Raw genomic sequence first — 21,430 nt, 5'->3', positions numbered from 1 at the left:
TCATCAAAAGTATAACGGGATAAGATAAAAAGATCGCAAATCCTTCTAATTTTATATTTTTGCCTTTCCCATTACTTAAAAACTATGAGCAAAACCGCTTCGGCTAAAACAGGTTACAAGTCATTCCCACGCAATTTCTGGACCGTAATTGTGATGGAATTTTTTGAACGCGGCTCTTACTACGGTGTCATGTCAGTACTTTCTATCTATCTGGTACTGTCAACCAATGAAGGCGGGCTCGGTTTTTCAAAAGAGGGCGTTGGTATTATCAAAAGTACAATTACACCACTTTTATATCTGCTGCCTATTCTCTCAGGAGCACTGGCCGACCGCTTTGGTTATCGCCGCACGCTCATGATGGCTTTTACAGTCATGAGTACCGGTTATTTTCTCACCAGTTTATCTTCATCCTATAGTCTTATTTTCTTAAGTCTTATTTTGATGGCCGTTGGCGCCGGTTTTTTTAAACCTGTCATTTCAGGGACCATTGCCCGCGTCACTGATGAAAGCAACTCAACACTGGGGTTTGGCATTTTTTACTGGGCCATCAATTTGGGAGCTTTTATTTTTCCACTCATTCTGGTCCCTTATTTAAAAGGAATTGGCTGGAATTACATTTTTATCATGGCGGCTGTTGGAACCGGCTCAATGTTATTACTTAATCTTTTTGTTTATAAAGAACCGCCCCGCCCGGCAAGCACCAAGCCGCTTTCGGAGGTTTTAAAAGGCATTCTACTGGTACTTAAAGATTATCGCTTTGTGCTGATGATTGTGATTTACAGCGGTTTCTGGATTTTGTATTTTCAGATGTTTGACACTGTGCTCTGGTATCTGAAAGAGTATATGGATATGACACCCGTTAACAATTTCGTTAATCGCTTTCTTGCCTTGTTTACAGAAAACCCTTCATGGGAATTTGATGCAGAACATGTTACCGTTATCAATGCCGGCGCCATTATCGCCCTGCAACTGATCGTTTCTTCTGTTGTAAAGAAAACACCTGCCCTGCCCACAATGATTGTGGGTATAGCCATGGGTACACTGGGCATGGGAATTCTTGCCATTTCCACTTATGCCTGGGTATTTATAGGTGGGCTCATCGTTTTCTCCATCGGTGAAATGACCGCTCATCCCAAATTTATTTCTTACATCGGACTGATTGCCCCTCCCGATAAAAAAGCCCTGTATTTGGGTTACTCTTTCCTTTACGGGGTGATAGGCAGCGGTGTTGGAGGTATCCTGGGAGCCACCATGTATGTACACTTTGTTGACAATATGCACAAACCCGGATTGTTATGGTTCATTTTCAGCATGATAGGCGTTGCAACCATTATTGGTTTGTTGCTTTTTAACCGTTTTTTAAAACCTAAAACTTCTTAATCCTTTATCTTTCTGACCAAACCTGTTAAGCGCAAATAAGACGCCAGGCAGCCTTTTCTCTGTGCAATCGGGAAGATTCATTCCATCATGAATGCTCCTATATGATGTAGCATTAAAACAGCAGTTTGATTTTTAGTGAATGAAAAAGCCGCTCAGTCTGCTGACCGAAACAATATCAGTCAGCTAACCTGTACAATAATCCTTTAAATCATCATGCCTGGCCAAAAACCAACTGCCAAAAAAGTGCAACTCATGAAATATTTTTAAGTCAGGATGAAATATATGCCTGCAAGCAAAACTACATTTCCATGATTAATGAATGACACAGCGCAGGGGTAGCAGGAATAATCCTAATGCCTGTTAGCTGAGAACGAGATCATGACCTATCGCAAATGTGCACGATAAATCCGATGGTTTACTGTGGCAAACTCAGCAAATGATGAAAGTACCGGGCACTTCCATTCCATCTTTAAACAAAACTTTTTACATTTGCGCTTCACCTGAAACTCAGGCTGAAAACCTGAAACAACACACCAAAGAACAATATTATGAAAGGTTCAATTGCGATTCTTGCAGGCGGCGGTCCCGCTCCCGGCATTAACTCAGTAATCTCCTCTGTTGCCAAAGTCTTTATTAAAGATGGATACAAAATCATCGGTCTGCACGAAGGTTATAAAACTCTTTTTTCAGATAAGCCGAGAATGATAGAAATTGACTTTGCTTTGGCCGACCATATCCATAATCTGGGAGGCTCTGCCCTCATCATGAGTCGTCATAAACCTAAAGACCAGGACTTTAATACAGATTTCTTTGTCAAGAATGATGTAAAATTACTGGTAACGATAGGTGGTGACGATACTGCCTCAACAGCCAACCGCATTTCAAAATTTCTGGAAAACAACAATATTAAAATTCAGAACATTCACGTTCCCAAAACTATAGACAATGACCTGCCATTGCCCGATGGGATTCCTACTTTTGGGTACCAAAGTGCCAAACAGGAAGGGGTAAGACTGGCCACCACGGTTTATGAAGACGCCCGCACCAGTGGTAACTGGTTTGTGGTTTCAGCCATGGGACGTGAGGCAGGCCACCTTGCATTTGGCATAGGCGCATCATGTCATTATCCAATGATTATCATCCCTGAGATGTTTAATAAAGTGGAAATTACTTTTGACCGTATTTTAAGGCTCATTATCTCATCCATGATAAAACGGAAAGTTCTGGGCATCGGCTATGGCGTAGCCATTATCAGTGAAGGCGTTTTCCATTTCATGACCGATGAAGAGATAAAATCAACCAAAATAACCTTTACATACGACGATCATGGACATCCGGAGCTGGGCAATGTGAGTAAAGCTCATATTTTCAACCTGCTGCTCCAGCAAAAGCTGAAAGAGCTGAAACTGAACATAAAAAGCCGCCCGGTTGAACTGGGATATGAACTTCGCTGTGTGCAACCTATTGCTTTTGATATGCTCTATTGCTCATTGATGGGTATTGGAGTAAAAGTTTTGTTCGATCAGGGCCTTACCAGCTGCATGGTGGTGAGTGGTCCCAACGGCGATATCAGCCCGCTTTACCTGAAAGATGTAGAAGATGAAAATGGCAAGGTAAAACCTCGCCTGGTAAATATGGAAGGACAGAAGTCGAAAATGGTATTTAATGATAGTCTGCAATATATTGAACCTGCCGACTATGAAGAAGCCCGCAAGTACATTGCCGATCCTGAAAATTATGATTTCAGAAAGATCTTAAACTGGTAAGGGATACTTTTTCGCATCGTAAAAAACGGCCCGCTGCTTACATCTGATACGTGTAATCAGCGGCCTTTTTTATCAAAATATCGCTGTTGGTGCATGCCTAAAGCATGATTTCAGCAATTTTCTGTACCAGCACACTGGCCAGTTTGTAATTTGATTCGTGAGTCCAACCTGCAATGTGCGGCGAAAGAAGTACTTTTTCCGATTCAATTAACCTTCTGAATGCTTCGGGGAGCGATGCTGCATCAAGATTTTCAAATGACAGTTTTTCAAATTCAAGCACATCCAGTGCCGCACCCTTTACTCTGCCTGTTTCAATTGCATCCATCAGTGCAGCTGTATCAACACATTGGCCACGAGCCGTATTGATCAAATAAATTGGCTTAATAAACCTGTTCAAATAATCCTGATTAATCATCAAACGGGTTTCTGAAGTAAGCGGCACATGCAGGCTTATGATATCGGCTTCAGCAAAAACTTCTTCCATCTGAACTTCCTTTACCAACGGGCTGCTGAACCCTGACTTATACTTATCGTAAGCTATAACCTTTGCCCCGAAGCCAGTTAGTCTTTGTGCAAATGCGCTGCCCATATGACCATATCCGATAATAGCCACTGTTTTGCCGTGAATCTCAGTGCCGCGGTTACCTTCACGTATCCATATTCCTTTGCGCACTTCGATATTTACCCTGCATAAATGGTTGAGCATGGCCAGCAACATGCCTGTAGCATGTTCACCCACGGCATCGCGGTTGCCCTCCGGCGCATTGAGGCAAGCTATGCCTTTTGATTCAGCATAAGCCTGGTCAATATTCTCCATTCCGGCTCCTACTCGCGCAATAAATTTCAGACGTACGGCCTTTTCAAGAGCTGATTGATCGAGCTTAATTTTACTTCGTATAACGATGCCATCATATAGATGCAACTGAGCCAGGATTTCGTTGCGATCGTTACCTGCAAAACCAGTGCAGTCGAAACCTAATCGGGTAAGTTCTTCTTCCAGAAAAGGATGTGCCGTATCTATAAAAAGTACTTTAAATTTCATATCAATCATTTTACCGGCACAAAGGTAAGGTTCATTTTTTACTTTCCTTTCAGACCATTAGCCAAACATCGCTTTTTACAGAATTGCCGTTCAGAAATCCAATCCGGTTAATTTCAATATCCTTCCCGGGTTATAAACAGGCCTTGCCGATCTATCCCAAAAAAAATGGCATAAATCATTCAGGCACAGCAAAATTTGTTGCCAAACAGTTGCCATAACAAAATCAAATTAAGTAAATCTGCCTTCGTTTCCCTCTCTCTTTCAAATTTCTATCAAATGCGAGTTTTCCGGTAAATATTACGCTGATTTTGACGGGTTATGATAACATTTATTAGACTTGATCATCTGTTTGCGAGCTAAATATCGTACCTTCGCCGGATCAATTAATGGATTAACATCAGCTTAATTATGTGGAATTTACTGGTCAGGCTTATTCTCCGAAACAGGCCTGGTATTTTAGTTGTCATCGGACTAATCACCATTTTTATGGCATGGCAGGGGTTAGATGTAAAACTCTCCTATGACAATATGAGAATGCTGCCCGCCAACGACACAGCTGTGTTGGATTATGAGGATTTCAGACATCGTTTTGGCGAAGATGGAAGTGTATTGGTCATTGGGATTGAAAACCCTGACATGTTTAAACTGGACGAACTCAATGCCTGGTACGACCTGACTACTGACATGTCGCAGATTGAGGGCGTTGCCGGTGTAATGTCAATTGCCAGGGCTGCCAATATTGTGAAGAATGACAGCCTAAGAAAATTTGAATTTTTGCCGGTTATGTCTGAGCGGTTAACCACCCAGGCACAGGCCGATTCGATGAAAGCGCAAATTCATAGCCTGCGTTTTTATGAAGGATTGCTTTACAACTCTAAAACCAACGCTTATTTGCTGGCCGTTACTTTAAACAAAGATAAACTTAACGACAAAAGCCGCCTTGAAGTTACTGACAATATTGTAAAACGTGCCGAAGCTTATACAGCACAAACAGGTCATGAGTTGCACTATTCAGGGCTGCCGTTTATCCGTTCGGTTATGACCCGTAAAATTAAAAGCGAGCTTTTTTTATTCGTCTTTCTTTCCATCTGCATAGCAGCCCTCATTTTATTTTTATTTTTCCGCTCATACAAAGTCGTAATCAGTTCGCTGGTAGTTGTGGCTATAAGCATCATTTTCACCCTGGGTCTTATTGGAATTTTCGGGTTTAAAATTACCATCCTAACCGGTGTAATCCCTTCGCTGATAGTCATTATAGCCATCGAAAACTGCATATATATTCTGAACAAATACCATTGGGAATACCGTTTACACGGAAATAAAATAAAAGCTTTATCGCGGGTAGTTCAGCGCATTGGATTTGCATCACTGATGGTAAATACTGCAACTGCAGCAGGTTTTGCGGCTTTTATACTGGTTTCCAACCAGTTATTGCGCGAATTTGGCATCATAGCTTCCATCAGTATCATGCTTGAATATGTGTTGTGCATTCTGTTGCTTCCGATATTCTTCAGCTATATGAAGCCACCTACTGAAAAACAGCTTCGCCATCTCGAAAATAGAATATTCAGTAAAGTGCTCGATAAAATTATCTTTTTCATTCAATACCGCCGCAAAACAGTTTTCACCATTGCCGGGGCATCACTTGTAGTCGGGGTTATTGGAATGATGATGATGCAAACTTCAGGTAAGGTAGTTGACGATGTGAGCAAAAACAATATCATTTACAAGGATCTTAAATTTTTTGAAAAGCAGTTCGGCGGTGTAATGCCTTTTGAGATATCTATCGACACCAAAAAGAAAAAAGGGGTGATGCGCCTGAGCACCATTGAAAAAATAGACGAGCTGCAGACCGAAGTATTGAGATATAAGGAATTTTCGAAACCATTGTCGGTGGCTGAACTGGCCAAGTTTGCCAAACAGGCCTATTTTAACGGCAATCCTGAAATGTATGAACTTCCCAACTCGCAGGAGAAGAATTTTGTATTCTCCTATTTCCCCCGCACAACACCGGGTCAAAAGGGGGTGTTAAATTCATTTATCGACAGTACCCAGCAGTTTACCAGAGTTAGTTTTCAAATGGCTGACATCGGCACCAAACAAATGAATCATCTGCTCGACAGTATCAGACCCAAAGTGGCCGAGATCTTTCCTGCCGATGCCTACGATGTAAACATAACCGGAAACAGTGTAGTGTACACCCGCGGTACTGAATTTCTGATTAAACACCTGTTTGAAAGTGTGTTGATTGCCATTGGTTTTATTTCCCTGCTTATGGCGCTCATGTTTTCAAGTGCTAGAATGATTGTGGTTTCGATGCTGCCCAATATTGTACCTTTGATTGTAACCGCTGCCATTATGGGATTTACCGGAGTTCCCGTAAAACCTTCAACCATTATTGTGTTCAGCATTGCGCTGGGTATCTCGGTTGATAATGCCATTCAGTACCTCTCGCGGTATCGGCACGAGCTCAAAATGACCGGCAACGACATCAAGCAATCAACCATCAATGCCTTACGCGAAGCCGGTTTCAGCATGATTTATACGTCTATTGTGCTCATACTTGGATTCAGTGTATTTATGGTTTCCGGATTCGGAGGCACACAAGCTCTGGGGATGCTGGTTTCCAGCACATTGCTTATTGCCATCTTTTTCAACATTATGGTATTGCCTTCACTATTGCTGGTACTCGACAAATACGTGGTAACCAAAGCATTTGCTTCTGAGCCTATTATTGAAATTTATGACGGTGAGGATGCTGAGATAAATAATGGTGATAATGAGATTTAATCAGGTTACAATTCAGTTATTCTTTCATTAAATCAGTAAAATCAACTGAAAACAGAGTTTTAAATTAATTCTTAAAACAGAAGCACTATGAAAGGAATCATTCTTGCCGGAGGTTCAGGTACACGCTTACATCCGCTTACGCTTGCAGTGAGCAAACAACTGATGCCGGTTTACGATAAACCGATGATTTATTATCCGCTGTCAGTGCTAATGATGTCGGGCATACATGAAATACTGATTATTTCAACACCTCATGATCTGCCCCATTTTGAGAAATTACTTGGCGATGGCCAATCGCTGGGCTGTAAATTCAGTTATGCTGTGCAGCATGTCCCCAACGGGCTGGCTCAGGCATTTGTAATAGGCGCTCCTTTTATTGGCGACGATGATGCAGCATTGATACTGGGCGATAATATTTTTTATAGCTCAGGCTTGCAAAACCTGTTAACGGAATGTCATGAACCTGAAGGCGGAATTGTTTTTGCCTATCATGTTTCAGATCCTGAACGTTATGGCGTGGTTGAATTTGATAATAAAGGCACAGCCATATCTATTGAAGAAAAACCCCTGAAGCCCAAATCAAATTACGCAGTTCCGGGTTTGTATTATTATGACAATTCGGTAGTAGAAGTTGCCAGAAACATAAAACCCAGTGCCAGAGGTGAATACGAAATTACCGATGTCAATCGTTACTATCTGGAGAAAGGACTTCTTAAAGTAAAGGTGATGAGCCGCGGTACAGCCTGGCTTGACACCGGTACTTTTTCATCGCTTACACAGGCTTCGCAATTTGTTGAAGTAATTGAAACACGCCAGGGCCTTAAGATTGGATGTATCGAAGAAGTTGCTTACAGAATGGGATTCATTGACAAAACACAACTTCAGGCATTGGCTCAACCCCTGCTCAAAAGCGGTTATGGCGACTACCTGATGCGTATTGCCGAACACTAAATTTATTCAGGAATTTTTACGGTTAAGATGCTTTCAATTGAACAACTGCAACAAAAAATAGCCCGGGCACTTGAAAAATTGCCCATTTATAGTGAACCTGATGGCTTGTATCAACCCATTAGCTACACCCTGAGTCAGGGTGGTAAACGTTTGCGTCCTCTGCTCACGCTTATTTCAACTCAAATGTTTGGCGGCGATCCCGATAAAGCAGTTCCTGCGGCATCGGCAATAGAAATTTTTCACAACTTTACCCTGCTTCATGACGACATCATTGATCAGGCTCCTTTGCGCCGCGGACGCGACACTGTTTACAAAAAGTGGAACACCAATACCGCCATCCTTTCGGGCGACACCATGTTTGCAATTGCTTACGGACAACTGGCGACTACTGATGCTGCCCTGCTTTCAAACCTGATGAAAGTTTTTACGAAAACCGCCATCGAAGTTTGTGAAGGTCAGCAATATGATATAGATTTTGAAGAAGCTGACAATGTAAATATTGATGGTTACATCAATATGATCAGGCTAAAAACCGCAGTTTTGCTTGCTGCCAGTCTTAAAATAGGTGCGATGGTAGCCGGCGCCGACGATACAGATGCCGAAAATATTTACAAGTTTGGTGAAAACCTGGGTATCGCTTTTCAGCTCCAGGATGATTTGCTTGACGCCTTTGGTGATGAAGCGATTTTTGGCAAGAAAACCGGTGGCGACATTGTAGCCAATAAAAAAACATTCCTCTATCTGAAAGCCCTTGAAACTTCATCAACCATTGAAGCAGAGAAACTTAAAGCACTTTATTGCCAACGCAACGAAAATGATGAACTAAAAATTAAACAGGTTCTTGAACTTTTTGCAAAGGCAGATGTACAAAAACACACCGAACAGGTTATCGCCCGATATTATAAAAGTGCAATGGACTGTCTTACAAGGATTAAACTTGACGAAACAGCAAAACAGCCGCTCTTAAAGCTGACAAACGATATACTGAAACGTAAGTTTTAAAGCCTGTTAGTTATTGGCCTGCTCTTTAATTTCTTCCATTTCCAGATGCAAAAGTTCCCATGCATCCATTTCCTGCTGCAACTGCTGTTTTAGTTGCTCGTAAAGATTGTAAATTGAGCCATCAGCAATGCGGGTGGCATGCGCTTCAGGATTTGCAAGCATGGCATCAATACCGGCAATTTCAGATTCTATGCGGTTGATTTCATCCTCTGATTTTTCAATTTTACTGGCAACCCGTCGTATCTCCTTTTCAACAAGCTTGCGCTTCTCATAATTCAACTTGTTTTGTGAAACCGCTCCGCTGTTATCAGCCATTGCACTTTCAGCTCTCCTGAGGCTGAGATCATCCAGATGCGAAATACGCCTTTTCTCAAGAAATTCATAAATATCGCCGATGTGTTGTTTTACTTTTCCATCGCGGAATTCAAACACTTTATTGGTTAAACCCTGCAAAAAATCCCTGTCGTGCGATACCACTACAAGTGTACCATCAAACATCAGCAGGGCATTTTTCAGGATATCTTTTGAAGTCATATCCAAATGATTGGTGGGCTCATCCAGCACAAGTAAATTGACTGGCGAAAGCAAGAGTTTGGCAAGGGCCAATCTTGATTTTTCCCCACCTGAAAGCACTTTCACCTTTTTTTCAATATCCTCACCTGCAAATAAAAAACTACCCAAAATCCCTCTGACCTTAGGCCGAATATCGCCCACCGCTACATCGTCGATTGTCTGAAAAACCGTTCGTTCCGGATCCAGCATATCGGCTTGATTTTGCGCATAATAGCCCAGCTTTACATTATAACCAATTTTACATTCTCCGGTATGCTCCAGATTTTCTACTATAATTTTAGCCAGTGTGGTCTTACCTTCACCATTTTTACCAACAAAAGCCACAAAATCATTTCGTTCAATGGCAAAATCAACATCACTGAAAACCTTATGGCTGCCGTAATATTTGGCCAGATTATTAGCTTCAAGCACAATTTTTCCTGAAGGAGGAGCCGGTGGAAATTTAAAATGAATGGATGACTTATCAATATCCTCCACCTCAACCCTGTCAATTTTTTCGAGCAATTTTACCTTTGACTGAACTTGCCGCGACTTGGTTGATTTATATCTGAAACGCTCAATAAAACGCTCAATATCTGCCAGTTGCTTTTGCTGATTATTGAAAGCTGCCATTTGCTGTTCGCGCAATTCACTGCGCTGTTCAACATATCCTGAATACGATGTTTTGAAATCAAAAATCTTACCCAGTGAGATTTCAATGGTTCTTTTAGTCACATTGTCAAGAAAAGCCCTGTCGTGCGAAACGAGCACAACAGCACCTCTGAATGACTGCAAATATTCTTCAAGCCATTGTATAGACTCAATATCCAGATGGTTGGTAGGTTCGTCGAGAAGCAGCAAACCAGGCTTTCTGAGCAACAATTTAGCCAGTTCAACACGCATACGCCAGCCACCGCTGAATTCTGCAATCTTTCGGTTAAAGTCTGAAGACAAAAAGCCAAGGCCTGTCAGTACTTTTTCAGCCTCACCCTCCATTTCGTTTCCACCAAGCATTTCAAACTGCTCATTGCAATCGTTCAGCTTCTCAATCAGCTTCATGTATTCAGGCGAATGAAAATCATCGCGTTCTGTAAGGGCAATGCTGATTCGTTCACTTTCGGCCTTCAGTTGCAGTGCACGATCAAAAGCTTTCAGTGTTTCTTCAAACACTGTTCCCTTGCCGGTTGTAACCATCTCCTGAGGTAAATATCCGATTAAAAGATCAGAAGGCTTGGAAATACTTCCTGTTTCAGGTTGCTGTTCTCCTGTAATAATCCGGAGCAGCGTAGTTTTGCCCGCCCCGTTTTTACCAACCAGTCCTACCCTATCCCTTTCCGTTATCAGAAATGTAACATCATCAAAAAGGTATTTACCAGTAAAAAAGACTGAGAGATTATTAACCGAAAGCATATGGATTGTCTGAGTAATAATTAATTGCTGCAAAGTTATCATTTTTCTGACAAAGAATTCCATGCTGATTTCACGGGCTGCAACAGTCGCCGATAAATTTCTCTGAGAAATCTCATTCTGAAGTAACAAAAAAAGGGCCTCTGCATAGAGGCCCTTTTCAATTACATCGATTTAACGATTATTTGGTAACAACCATTTTCTTAGTGAAACTATCGCCTGCGTTGGTTACAAATTTAACCAGGTAAGCGCCACTTTCGTAGTTGCGTACATTCAATTCTATCCTCTTAGTTTTGACAACATTCAGCTCATAAACAACCTGACCAACATAGTTGTAAACAACTACCTGGCTAACGTCATTGGTGAGTTCGATGTTAACTACACTATTAGATGGGTTAGGATACATACTAATCTTCGACAGATCGGTATTTTCTACATCAGTAATGATATCAACACATGCTTCGTTTGAAGGCTCGGTTTCGCCACAGAATTCATACTCTGCAGTTACTGTGTAGCAAGTGTTGCCAGCATTTGGCTCAAGATAAACATAGGTAGTTTCTGGCCATAGAGCTTCAAGAAGCTGACCGTCTTTGTAGATGTTATATCCCATGAAAGCTCTGTCGGCACTGCGTGCATCCTGTGTCCACTGAGGTTCACCGGTTGTAGCAGGTTGAGCAAGTCTGGTATATACCATTGACATCTGGCTCTTGTCATTGACAACAACCGGAGCTTCGTTATTAACAGCATAGGATGCAGTTGCACCGGCAACACCGATAGCTCTGATCATACCGTTAACAGCAAATCCTACAGACTCCCATGTAGCCCATCCACCTGCACTGTAATCAGATACAAAGTAGTGAGTGTTATTCTGGAATACCCATGGAGCACCAGCACCATCATCAGTTCCCAGAGCGGCAAAGCCGTTATAACCAACGCCAAGGAAGAAACCACCTGTAGCTGCTACCGGAGCAGGTAAAGTGTAAGTATTCCATGTATCATCGGTATTAGAAACAGAAGCAGTATAGAGTACATTGCTACCATTTGGTAAACCTGAACCATCAAGTCCAAAGATGTAAATCTGAACAGTACTGTGAGGACCACCTTCACTTGTCAGATACCAGCTCACTTCGGTAATTTCGGCACTGGTATTGTGTTTAGCGCCTAATACACTGCTGGTAGTACCACCAGTAAATCCAAGCTGACCGGTTGCAACACCATCATCATACCTGAATTCCTGAGCGATATTTTCGTTCCATACAAGAGTTACTTCGTTGTTTTCCTCAACCAATGTAGCGGTAAGGTTCTGTGGAGCTTCGCAGTCTTCGGTAACCAGTACGTCAAGAACGCAGCTGGAGAGACATGATTCAGCGCCATCAGTATAAACGAAGGTAACGCAATAGTCATAGTAACCAGGATCAACAGCCTCGTCAGTATAGGTTTCACCCTGTACCATTTCAGCAATCAGAACACCGTCACGGTAAACATTTGCGCCAAGATATTCTCCCGGATCGAAAGTTGTGCTTCCGCCACCACCATTATTAGCAGTACCTGCAATCAGGAATGGAAGTCCCTGAGGAGTAAGTGTACCACCATCCTGGAATGGCTGCCATCCACTAGCCGGTAAGTACTGGAGTGCATTACCGGTTGTGGTTTCTCCTGTAATTGTGATAGGAGGAGCCCATGGACCTGAAGTTAATGAACCATCCAGCGTGTATTCTACCCAATAAGTACCAGGTGTAAGTGTAAGACCAGGAGTTTCACAAACGATTTCCATAATTGGACGGTTTGTGCCCGGAGTACCTTCTGATAAACGATAGATATTGGAGAATGTAGTTGAGCTCATTCTGTTGGTTGTCATATCGCCCCAAACTACAGTACCACCAGTTGAAGGATTACCATTGTAAATCTGCAGGTAACCACCAGTCATGGTGCTTGTAGTTGTGGAACCGGTCTGATAACCGTAGAATGTAAATTGATCAATAGTCCAGTTGGCATCAACAACAAAGTCATCAGCCATATGGTTTCCGGAAGCAAACTGAATACCAGCACCAAGGGTTGTCATACCCAAAGTAACGTTCTGCAGGATGCTTTCATCTGCTCCACCAACACCGGTACCAGGGCTGTTAACCAGTGGTCCATTGTCATAAAGCAGTGCACGGTTTGAAGAAAGCGGTTTGCTATCGCCGGCAACGTTTACTACGTTGTTGGCAACAAAAGTGTTTTCAGAAACATTAACGATAGCATAAGCACCAGTATGATTAATTCTGGCGTCAATTTCACTCTGGCTCAGACCCTGAGTTTTGAATGGAATTGCGCGGCTTAATCCTGCTGCCAGCGGACTTGTATGAGCAGCCCTGCTTGCAGTGTTGGTTACTTTTACATCATCAATCTTAATGAAGAACTGGTCAGTTACATTAGCGTGCTGGAATGCGATGTATACGGTCTCGCCAGCATAAGCTGAAAGATCAAGTACAACCTCAGCCCAGTCGGCCGGAGAAACTGCTGAATGTAAAGTAGTAGTAAAGTCAGCAACGGCATTACCAGTTGTTGAAACTTTTACATAATACTGTTCAGCTGACCATGCAGGATCCTGAGCATCAACCCAGAAGCTTAGCTGTGAACCAGCAGTTACAGCAATAGCAGGAGTTACAAGCCAGTTATTTGGTGTAAGAGCACCAACATCATTGCGGTAACTTGCACTTGTCATGCAATATGCGCCTGAGTGTGCGTCAAATACATCAAATTCAAGAGCTGAATTATCCCATTTAAATCCGTCGCCATCAACATCATAAACAACCCAACCTGTTGGGAGTGTGCCAGCTTCGAAATCTTCGAAGAATTCACCACCCGGAGGAGGAGGAGTGTTGCCACCCCAGCTGATAACTACATCATTTACGTTTTCAACCTCGGCTGTTACATCTGCAGGTCCGGGGAAGCTATCGCATGGGAAGTATGTCCAGGTGTAGTTCATCTTAGCAGAGATGCCATTGGTATAAACCGCAGCAACTTCTGAGAAGTATTCCTGACCAGGAACAAGATTTGCAGGATCGTACTGCCAGTAGGTGTTTTCTGTATCTGTTGCGAATACACCATCAAGCCATACTTTGTAATTTACGAGACTACGAGCGTTTTCAGGAGCAACGTCGCTAACAGAAACGTTGTCGAAAGCACCACCATAACTCCATGTTCCTGATTCTTCATATAAGAATATCAGTTGTACATTGTTAACAAGAGCTTCTTCAGGAAGTGCAATTACATGGTTGGTCCATCCGGCTGAATAATATTCAGCAAGGTCTTCCAACAATACAGGAGCACCACCATCAATGCTATAATGAACGCTTAATGCATCTGAACGCAGTTTGTAGTCGAAACTTACAAATACCTCATCAGCATTTTCAAGATTCATTACAGGAGAAGTAGCCATTGCAACGATAGAAGCACCACCTGAACCGGCAGCGTCAGCATTTACTGCAAGGAAGTGTGTATCATTACCATTGAAGTTCATGAAACTTGATGACAAGGAGGTGTTATTACCCCACTGCCAGCCGTTTACATTACCCTGGATATCCCATCCCTGAGCATCAGCTTCGAAATCGAATGCATAAGGTTCAAATGGAATAACTCCACCCGGACGCCATGTTGCAAAACCAGTTGGTGAAACGTGCAGATCAGAAACAGGCAGCAGAAGTTCTTCAAGAACCCATACAAATGCTTCAGGACCATCAATTACATAACCAGTGATTGAAATCGGAGCAAATCCGTTTTTCTCAACATAAATGTCATAGGTTCCTTTGCGGAATTCTTCCCATGTATATACGCCTGATGCGTCGAGTTCAGTACTGTAAACCAGTGCCAAATCAGGTTCTGATGTATTGGTAAACATTACGTCAGTTCCTTCAGGACTATCAAGACTATTGGTAGAAACAGCAACGCTTACCTGAGTAATCATGTCTTTATCAAGACAGTTAGAGAAGCGCAATTCTGATTCATTCTGAGCGTATACAGCTTCAACAGCCCATCTGTAAACACCGGCTTCGGCGCTAACCCATGTATTGTCGTTGAAGGTAGTATCAAGTGTGTATCCAAGGAATTGCAAATCACCACCTTCTGCACAGGTTGTACGGTAAACGTTATAACCGGCAAGTGTTGATTGTGGTGCAAGTGCAAGAGCTCTTGTTGAAGTCTGATCGGTAAGAGTTACATTGTCAAGTGCCCAGTACCATGCCCATGCTCCATTGTCAAAATAATGGAAACGAACCTGGAATTGAGGATTGGCATAAGCTGTAACATCAATTGACTGCATATTTGGTGCTGACCAGGCGCCGGCAGTAGCTGTCTGGCTAAGAACATTAACCCAGTCGGTTCCGTCGAATACATCAACATTTCCGTATGAGCCAGTTCCAAGGTGACGATAATACTGATCAAATTCAAGATACAGTTCTTCTGCACCCAAGGTATTAATTACCGGTGAGTAGAGCATTTCGTCGAGGATTGAACCAATACCGGCACCATCAGAATCAACAATCATAAATGGAGTACCATCAAGGGTGCTTCCACCATAACTTGTTACGAGTTCCCAAGTGTCGGCTGTAGTTCCTCCGCTAACGATTGTCCAGTCAGCTGGCATACCATTATTGAAGTTTTCAGTAGTAGGTTCAAACAGAATGGTTCCGGGGGTTCTCCAGGTTACCTGAACAGCGGCATCGCTTAATTCGGTGGCAACAACCAGTTCAACCGGTGCCGGGAATTCCATCAGTTCGAAATTACGGGTTACAGTAGCAGTGGTTGGTACACTAACACCCTCAAGGGTAGCGGTAATGTAACCTTCAGCTGTTACTTCATAGTTATAGGTACCTGCAAGTACTTCACCTGAATAGTTACCTGATGCGTCAGTTACGAAACTGAAAACAATGCTATTGTCATCATCATTGGTAAGTACAACTGAAGCGCCGGCGATGTTGTTTCCGCCAAGATATGCAGCTTCTTTAACGTTACCGTTAACGAATGCACCACCTGTAACATCAACAGTTTCACACAGTGTAGCAGGACATGTTTCAGCGCCACTTTCATAAACGAAGGTGATGCAATATTCATAAGTACCCAATGCAAGATCTTCATCAAGATAACCTGCAGTAGCAACTTCAGCAATAACCTCACCATCGCGGGTAATGCGGGCAAAGTCAATCTGGTCTTCTCCAACAGGGATTGTTGGAATAGTCCAGTTGATAGCTACATCAAGGGTTCCTTCAACCTGAGCAGCGGTGAAGCTACCAGGAACAGCATAATTATCACAGGCAATATAAGTCCATGTGTAAGCAGCTCTTGCGCTCTGACCAGTACTGTAAACAGTAGCTACTTCAGCAAGGTAAGTTTCGCCATCCACAAGGGCTTCGCCATTGGTTCCATATTGATATTGTGAATCTTCAACTTCAGCAACCAAAACGCCATCGTGGAATACTTTGTAGTTCACAAATGAGCGATCTGCGCCTCGTGTTACCACTTCATTGAGTGCAACATTGTCAATTGACCAGTACCATTTCCACCCTGGTGCGTAATAATTAAAACGAACCTGGAAAGCAGCGTTGGCATATGCTGAAACATCAATGACCTGATGATTCGGAACAGTCCATGATCCGATATCTGCAACCTGATGCAATACTACCACCCAGTCAGTTCCGTCATATACCTCAACGTCAGCATATTCATTGGAAAAATAGTTATAGTATTGGTCAAATTCAAGATAGAGAGTTGCAGCATTGCTGGCATCAATAACTGGTGTATACAGCAATGAATGTGTCAGGCCTGTACTTGGTCCGGCATCTGAATCAACCTTCATATATGGTGTGTTGGTGAAAGGCCGTGCAGTAGTTGGCTGGGCAATGGCCCAATTTGCACCACTTGCATTAGCACCTTCACCGGTTTCAACTACCCAACCTGCAGGGATTTCGCCTGCATCAAAAGTTTCCATAAATGGAGTAAATGGCAGTGAAGAGCCACCCATCCACCTGGCAAGACCTGTTGGAGTTACATAAAGACCTGTTGGTGGAGCCAAAATTTCATCGAGCAGCCATTCAAAGCTGGCTTCGTCAAAGATTTCAACACCAGAAAGGCTTACTGAAGTGTAACCGGCTTTGAATACTTCGATATCATAAACACCTCTGCGGAACATATCCCAGGTAAACTGACCTGAACCGCCAAGGGTTTCATCATAAACGAGTTCAAGAGCAGGCTCGGATGTATTGGTAAAGGTTACCTGTGTACCTGCAGGACTGTCACCTGAGTTTAATGTAACAGCTACATCAACCGTGGTGTACATATCCTTGTCAAGTGTATTGGAGAAAGTGGGAGCTGAAACCTGACCTAAATCATAGTTTACAGTAACAGCCCAGCGATAAACGCCCCAATCCTGGATACCCCAGTCAAAATCAACAAAGTCCTGCTGAACAGTGTTTCCAATTAACTCAAGTGTACCTGGCTGGTAAACTTTTTCGCGCCATACATCATAGCTTAAGATGCCGCGAGTTCCTTCAGCAAATGATGGGCCGGCAACAGTACGGTGGGTAAGTGATGCTTCACCTTTTGTGACGGAAAGTGCACTTTGCTCAATCACCGACTTTGAAACCTCATTGGTGGTATTCATGCGATTAGGAGCGTTCACAGCTTCTCCAAAATCAACAACACGTGGAGCAGATGCAACTGTGCCTTGTGCAGTGTAGATGTAGAGTTCCATCAGGAAGTTTCCAATACCAGATGGAATCATACCGGCCGGATTACTCAAAGCACCATATATTGAACCTTGTGGGTTGATGGCATCATCCGATGATAAATCAGGATATGCATCCAAAGGATCATTTCCGAGTGGCTCCATAATAATGGCAACCATTTCAGCACCACCAGCAGATATATTTCCAAGATTTACACCTGATTCCCAGTTATCGTTAACCGTGGTATTATAAGGACCGTAAGTTCCGATAAGTGTTTTGGTATCCCAGTTATAAACATGGATTTTATATGCCCATGTACCTGTTAAACCCCAGGAGGCATGATGGAAATTCATGCTGTTAATGGTGGCATCGGGATAATCTGAAAGATCATAAACAACGCCATAGCCATTACCAAAAGACTGGAAGTAACCGTTAACAGGTGCGCCCGGATTTTGGGTAATCATAACCAGGTCGAGCGGAGTAACACCTGACCAGCTTACCTGAACTGAATTGTCGTTCAATTCAAAGGCTACAACTTCACCCAGTGGATAAGGTACTTCCATCAGATAAAAATCGTTGGAAACAGTAGCACCATGGGCTAAAAGTACACCTGGAAGGGATTGTGGGGTGTAGTCGGTAGCACTTGCAGTGATACTATAGGTACCTCTATAGGCTTGAGTACTGTATGCACCATTGGCAGCAGTTAAAACACTATAGTTTCCTTCTGGCCCTGAAATATCTACTCTTGCCCCTTCAATCGGGTCATTGGTGAGAAAATCGTAAACAAAGCCATTGAATGTTCCTACACCTTTGGTTGTAACGGAAACGGCAGCTGTTTTAGCTGATTCGCCTTCATCAAACACATTGCTTACCTGGTAGGAATAGGTTGTATTTCTGGCCAGGTTAACATCGGTATAAGTTGACTCGGTAAGCGGAGTAGCATTTAATTTAACTCCGTTACGGTAAACATTATAACCAATAAATGCACGGTCAGAAGGACCTGTCCAGTTGATGACTGCACTTAATGTTGGAACAGTAGGAGCAGGATCTACAACGGTAACAGTCAATCCGGTTGGTACATCAATGGTAGTGGTGAAACCCCAGATATCACCATAGGTAGTACCCTGGGTATTTTTCACATTTACCTGCCAGAAATACTGCATATTGGGCTGTAAACCTGTCAGCACATATGAAGTAGCGAGGTCAGATGTAAACGGAACCACAATGGTTGATGGAGGATAGGTAGTACCCAATACCAACTCATATTGATCAGTATAATCACCAAATATCCAGTTCAACGTCATGTTGTTATTAATGTTCACAGCGCCATCGGCGGGTGAAACATAAGTAACAGCATCCGGAACCGGCATATCAGCAACACTATAATTAAAATTAACCCAATCAACTACATCACTAACTACAAAGTAATATGTACCAGCAAAGATTGGGAAATCAACAAAACTACCATAGTGTTGGAATATGGCATTATGAGCCATTGGGCCAGGTTCTCCATCAAAGTCTTCATTATAAATGGCAATGTTTGGAGAAGCAACAGGAGTTGTAATTGAAAAAAGTTGATCTGTTGCAAATGTAATTTTATAGACATAGTCATTTTCGAGTGGACCATTACCTACATCATTCGGGAGAATGTAATTTTTATAATGACCAAATAATTCACGAGAATGATCTACATCCTGAAGTACTTCAACAGGAGCAGGTGTTGCAGCTACAGTGCCGAAATCAATAGCAGTTTCTACAACATCAGCCATAGGAGGATCATAAGCTGTTCCATCATAGGTAGCTGTTAAAGCTGCACGGTTACCGCCATAAATAACAGCAAAAGTGCCATTAAATGCACCGGGAGCAACTGCAGCTTCTGAGGCTGTTAAACCAAAGGCTGTGGTGGTTGCGCCTGAAGCAATGGTATAAGGAAGTGCAGGAGCAACAACATCAACAAAGCCATTGTAACTGTTGTCAATATCGGCAGCAACGATACTTAAATCGCCTTCACCGGGATTGTTTATCAGTTCATATCTGGCAGGTTCCATCCAGGCTCCAATCGGGCGATAGCCCATGGAAAGATTTGGTGTAAGGAACTCAAGACCAGGTACGGCAGAGATCATGCTGATATCATCAAAATCTAGATAGAAATCTCCACCAAGAAAGACCTCAGCACTGAATAAAAACATTGCTGTTTCGCCTGCATATGCACTTAGATCAACTTCTTTTAAAACATATTGAAGTGATTCTATGTGGGTTAGCGGGTCAAATACATATATCGGGATAAATGTAGTTCCATAATCCAGACTCATGTATACTGTAAAGCCTATCTCATTAGCAGGAGTTGCAGTAGAAGGGTAGGAAGAAAATTCAACTGCTCTGTAGTTGAAACTCAATTTTGAGTTTAATGTTAGGTTCACAAAAGGAGTTGAAAATTGGCCAGTCTTGGAAGTTGTAGTTCCATAGAGGTTTCTTGACAGTCGCTTTGAATTGACTAATCCACCAGTACCTCTAACACTAAAATTCCCTAACCAGTTAGTTGGTAATGAAAAATCCGCTACCGCATTGAAATCCTGGAAAAAGGATTCAGTCACAACCGCCGCTGTAACGACAGATGAAACATTCACCGTAACAGATGAATTCATAGGATCGTTTGTATTTAATACAAATGAACCGGCATATGCACCAGCAATGGCAGGGTTAAAAGTTACCTGAATATTTGCAGATGCGCCAGCAGCAAGACTTAGCGGCAACCCCGCAATTGATAACTCAGGTGAAATGCTTCCCTGAGAAACATTCAAGGTTGATGTGCCACAGTTGGTAATTTCATAATTCTTCGTATAAGTGCCCAGATCATATGTTGGACCAAAGCTGAGAGCAGTAGCTCCATTATAGAAAGAATAAAGATTTGGACCAATAAAATCGTCTAAATAAAGAGACAATTGATTAGTTGAAATTGCCTGAACAGCAACATAAACAGTTTGTCCTACATATGCAGATAAATCGTAAGAATACTGTGTATAGGTTGTACCAGGTCCAACATTAGAAGCTAAAGTAACAGTGAAATTCGCTTCATTGTTTCCTGTAGTCGACAATTTTACATTGAACCTTTCAGTATATGAAGAAGATCCATTTTTAGACCAAAAAGAGAAGGTTGTATTACCAGCTACAGGTTTAAGGGCTGGAGTTATCAACCAGTCGTTATGAGCTGTTGAATTAAACAAAATATAGGCCGAAGCAAGTCCGCTTTTGGGACTTGCAGTACTTCTAACCCATGTGCCTGCGCCACCACCATTGATGATTTTCCAACCAGCAGGAGGGAAAGTGGTACTTTCAAATCCTTCGGCAAGAGTAGTCGGACAGGTTGCTGTTGCCTCCCGCGAAGGATTATCCTGAGAAAATCTATCGCTATCAAAAACAACAGCGTTCATTTCTTGGGTTAACGCAGCTTTGTCATTTGGGTTTCTGCCCGGTTCCTGTGCTTGAGTATAACCAGAACCCCAAAGAGCTACCAACAATAAGCTGGCAAGCCATCGTAAATAAGTAGGTTTCTTAAACATAATTAATTGATTTAGTTTGTATTAAGGGACTAGTCCGCTTGTAAAGAAAATTTTCATTTACTAAACGGAACATCACACTGCTAAAGCAGTACTAAACTGTGCTTTCGTGGTTTGCCAATGACCTCCTTTCTTTTCTTTAGACAGTTAAAAAATAGTATTTTAGCTGTTCGGGAGCATCAATCTCAATCGGAAGAGGAACTGTAGTAGGGAGTAGTAAGTAATAAACAGGGAACAGTAGAAACTGAAATAATGGTTATTTTTTTATAAAATAAACGT

Annotated in this window: 8 protein-coding genes; 5 read left to right on the top strand and 3 right to left on the bottom strand. The window is 42.5% G+C overall.

The window, feature by feature from the left end; all coding sequences use genetic code 11:
* Positions 1 to 84: 84 nt before the first annotated feature.
* Positions 85 to 1,380, top strand: coding sequence for an MFS transporter (locus tag H6541_04275; protein MCB9014989.1), 1,296 nt, complete (start codon positions 85 to 87; stop codon positions 1,378 to 1,380).
* A 548-nt stretch (positions 1,381 to 1,928) separates the two neighbouring features.
* Positions 1,929 to 3,146, top strand: a complete 1,218-nt coding sequence (locus H6541_04270) for a 6-phosphofructokinase (GenBank protein ID MCB9014988.1) — start codon at positions 1,929 to 1,931, stop codon at positions 3,144 to 3,146.
* Between the two features lie 97 nt (positions 3,147 to 3,243).
* Here the strand turns inward: H6541_04270 and H6541_04265 are convergent, their stop codons facing one another.
* Positions 3,244 to 4,188 carry a hypothetical protein gene (locus tag H6541_04265; protein MCB9014987.1) on the bottom strand — a complete coding sequence of 315 codons (945 nt, stop codon included), beginning with the start codon at positions 4,186 to 4,188 and terminating at the stop codon, positions 3,244 to 3,246.
* A gap of 408 nt (positions 4,189 to 4,596) precedes the next feature.
* Between H6541_04265 and H6541_04260 the strand changes: the two genes are divergently transcribed.
* The 3 genes from H6541_04260 (at position 4,597) to H6541_04250 (ending at position 8,931) form a co-directional block, all read left to right on the top strand.
* Positions 4,597 to 6,978 (top strand): MMPL family transporter, encoded by a 2,382-nt coding sequence (locus H6541_04260; GenBank protein MCB9014986.1) that lies wholly within the window; start codon positions 4,597 to 4,599, stop codon positions 6,976 to 6,978.
* A gap of 87 nt (positions 6,979 to 7,065) precedes the next feature.
* The gene (gene rfbA / locus H6541_04255; GenBank protein MCB9014985.1) at positions 7,066 to 7,929 is read left to right on the top strand and encodes a glucose-1-phosphate thymidylyltransferase RfbA; all 864 of its coding nucleotides are present in this window, start codon (positions 7,066 to 7,068) and stop codon (positions 7,927 to 7,929) included.
* A gap of 27 nt (positions 7,930 to 7,956) precedes the next feature.
* Entirely contained in the window at positions 7,957 to 8,931 is a 975-nt protein-coding gene (locus H6541_04250; protein MCB9014984.1) for a polyprenyl synthetase family protein, read from the top strand.
* Positions 8,932 to 8,937: 6 nt separating this feature from the next.
* On the opposite strand, the gene H6541_04245 is transcribed toward H6541_04250, so the two are convergent.
* Both H6541_04245 and H6541_04240 read right to left on the bottom strand, forming a co-directional pair.
* The gene (locus tag H6541_04245; GenBank protein ID MCB9014983.1) at positions 8,938 to 10,893 is read right to left on the bottom strand and encodes an ABC-F family ATP-binding cassette domain-containing protein; all 1,956 of its coding nucleotides are present in this window, start codon (positions 10,891 to 10,893) and stop codon (positions 8,938 to 8,940) included.
* 178 nt (positions 10,894 to 11,071) lie between these two features.
* Positions 11,072 to 21,154 (bottom strand): choice-of-anchor J domain-containing protein, encoded by a 10,083-nt coding sequence (locus tag H6541_04240; protein ID MCB9014982.1) that lies wholly within the window; start codon positions 21,152 to 21,154, stop codon positions 11,072 to 11,074.
* Between the last annotated feature and the right edge of the window lie 276 nt (positions 21,155 to 21,430).

The sequence above is a fragment of the Lentimicrobiaceae bacterium genome (assembly GCA_020636745.1).
Taxonomy (GTDB): Bacteria; Bacteroidota; Bacteroidia; order Bacteroidales; family Lentimicrobiaceae; genus Lentimicrobium.
This window is presented reverse-complemented; position numbering and strand designations above follow the sequence as displayed.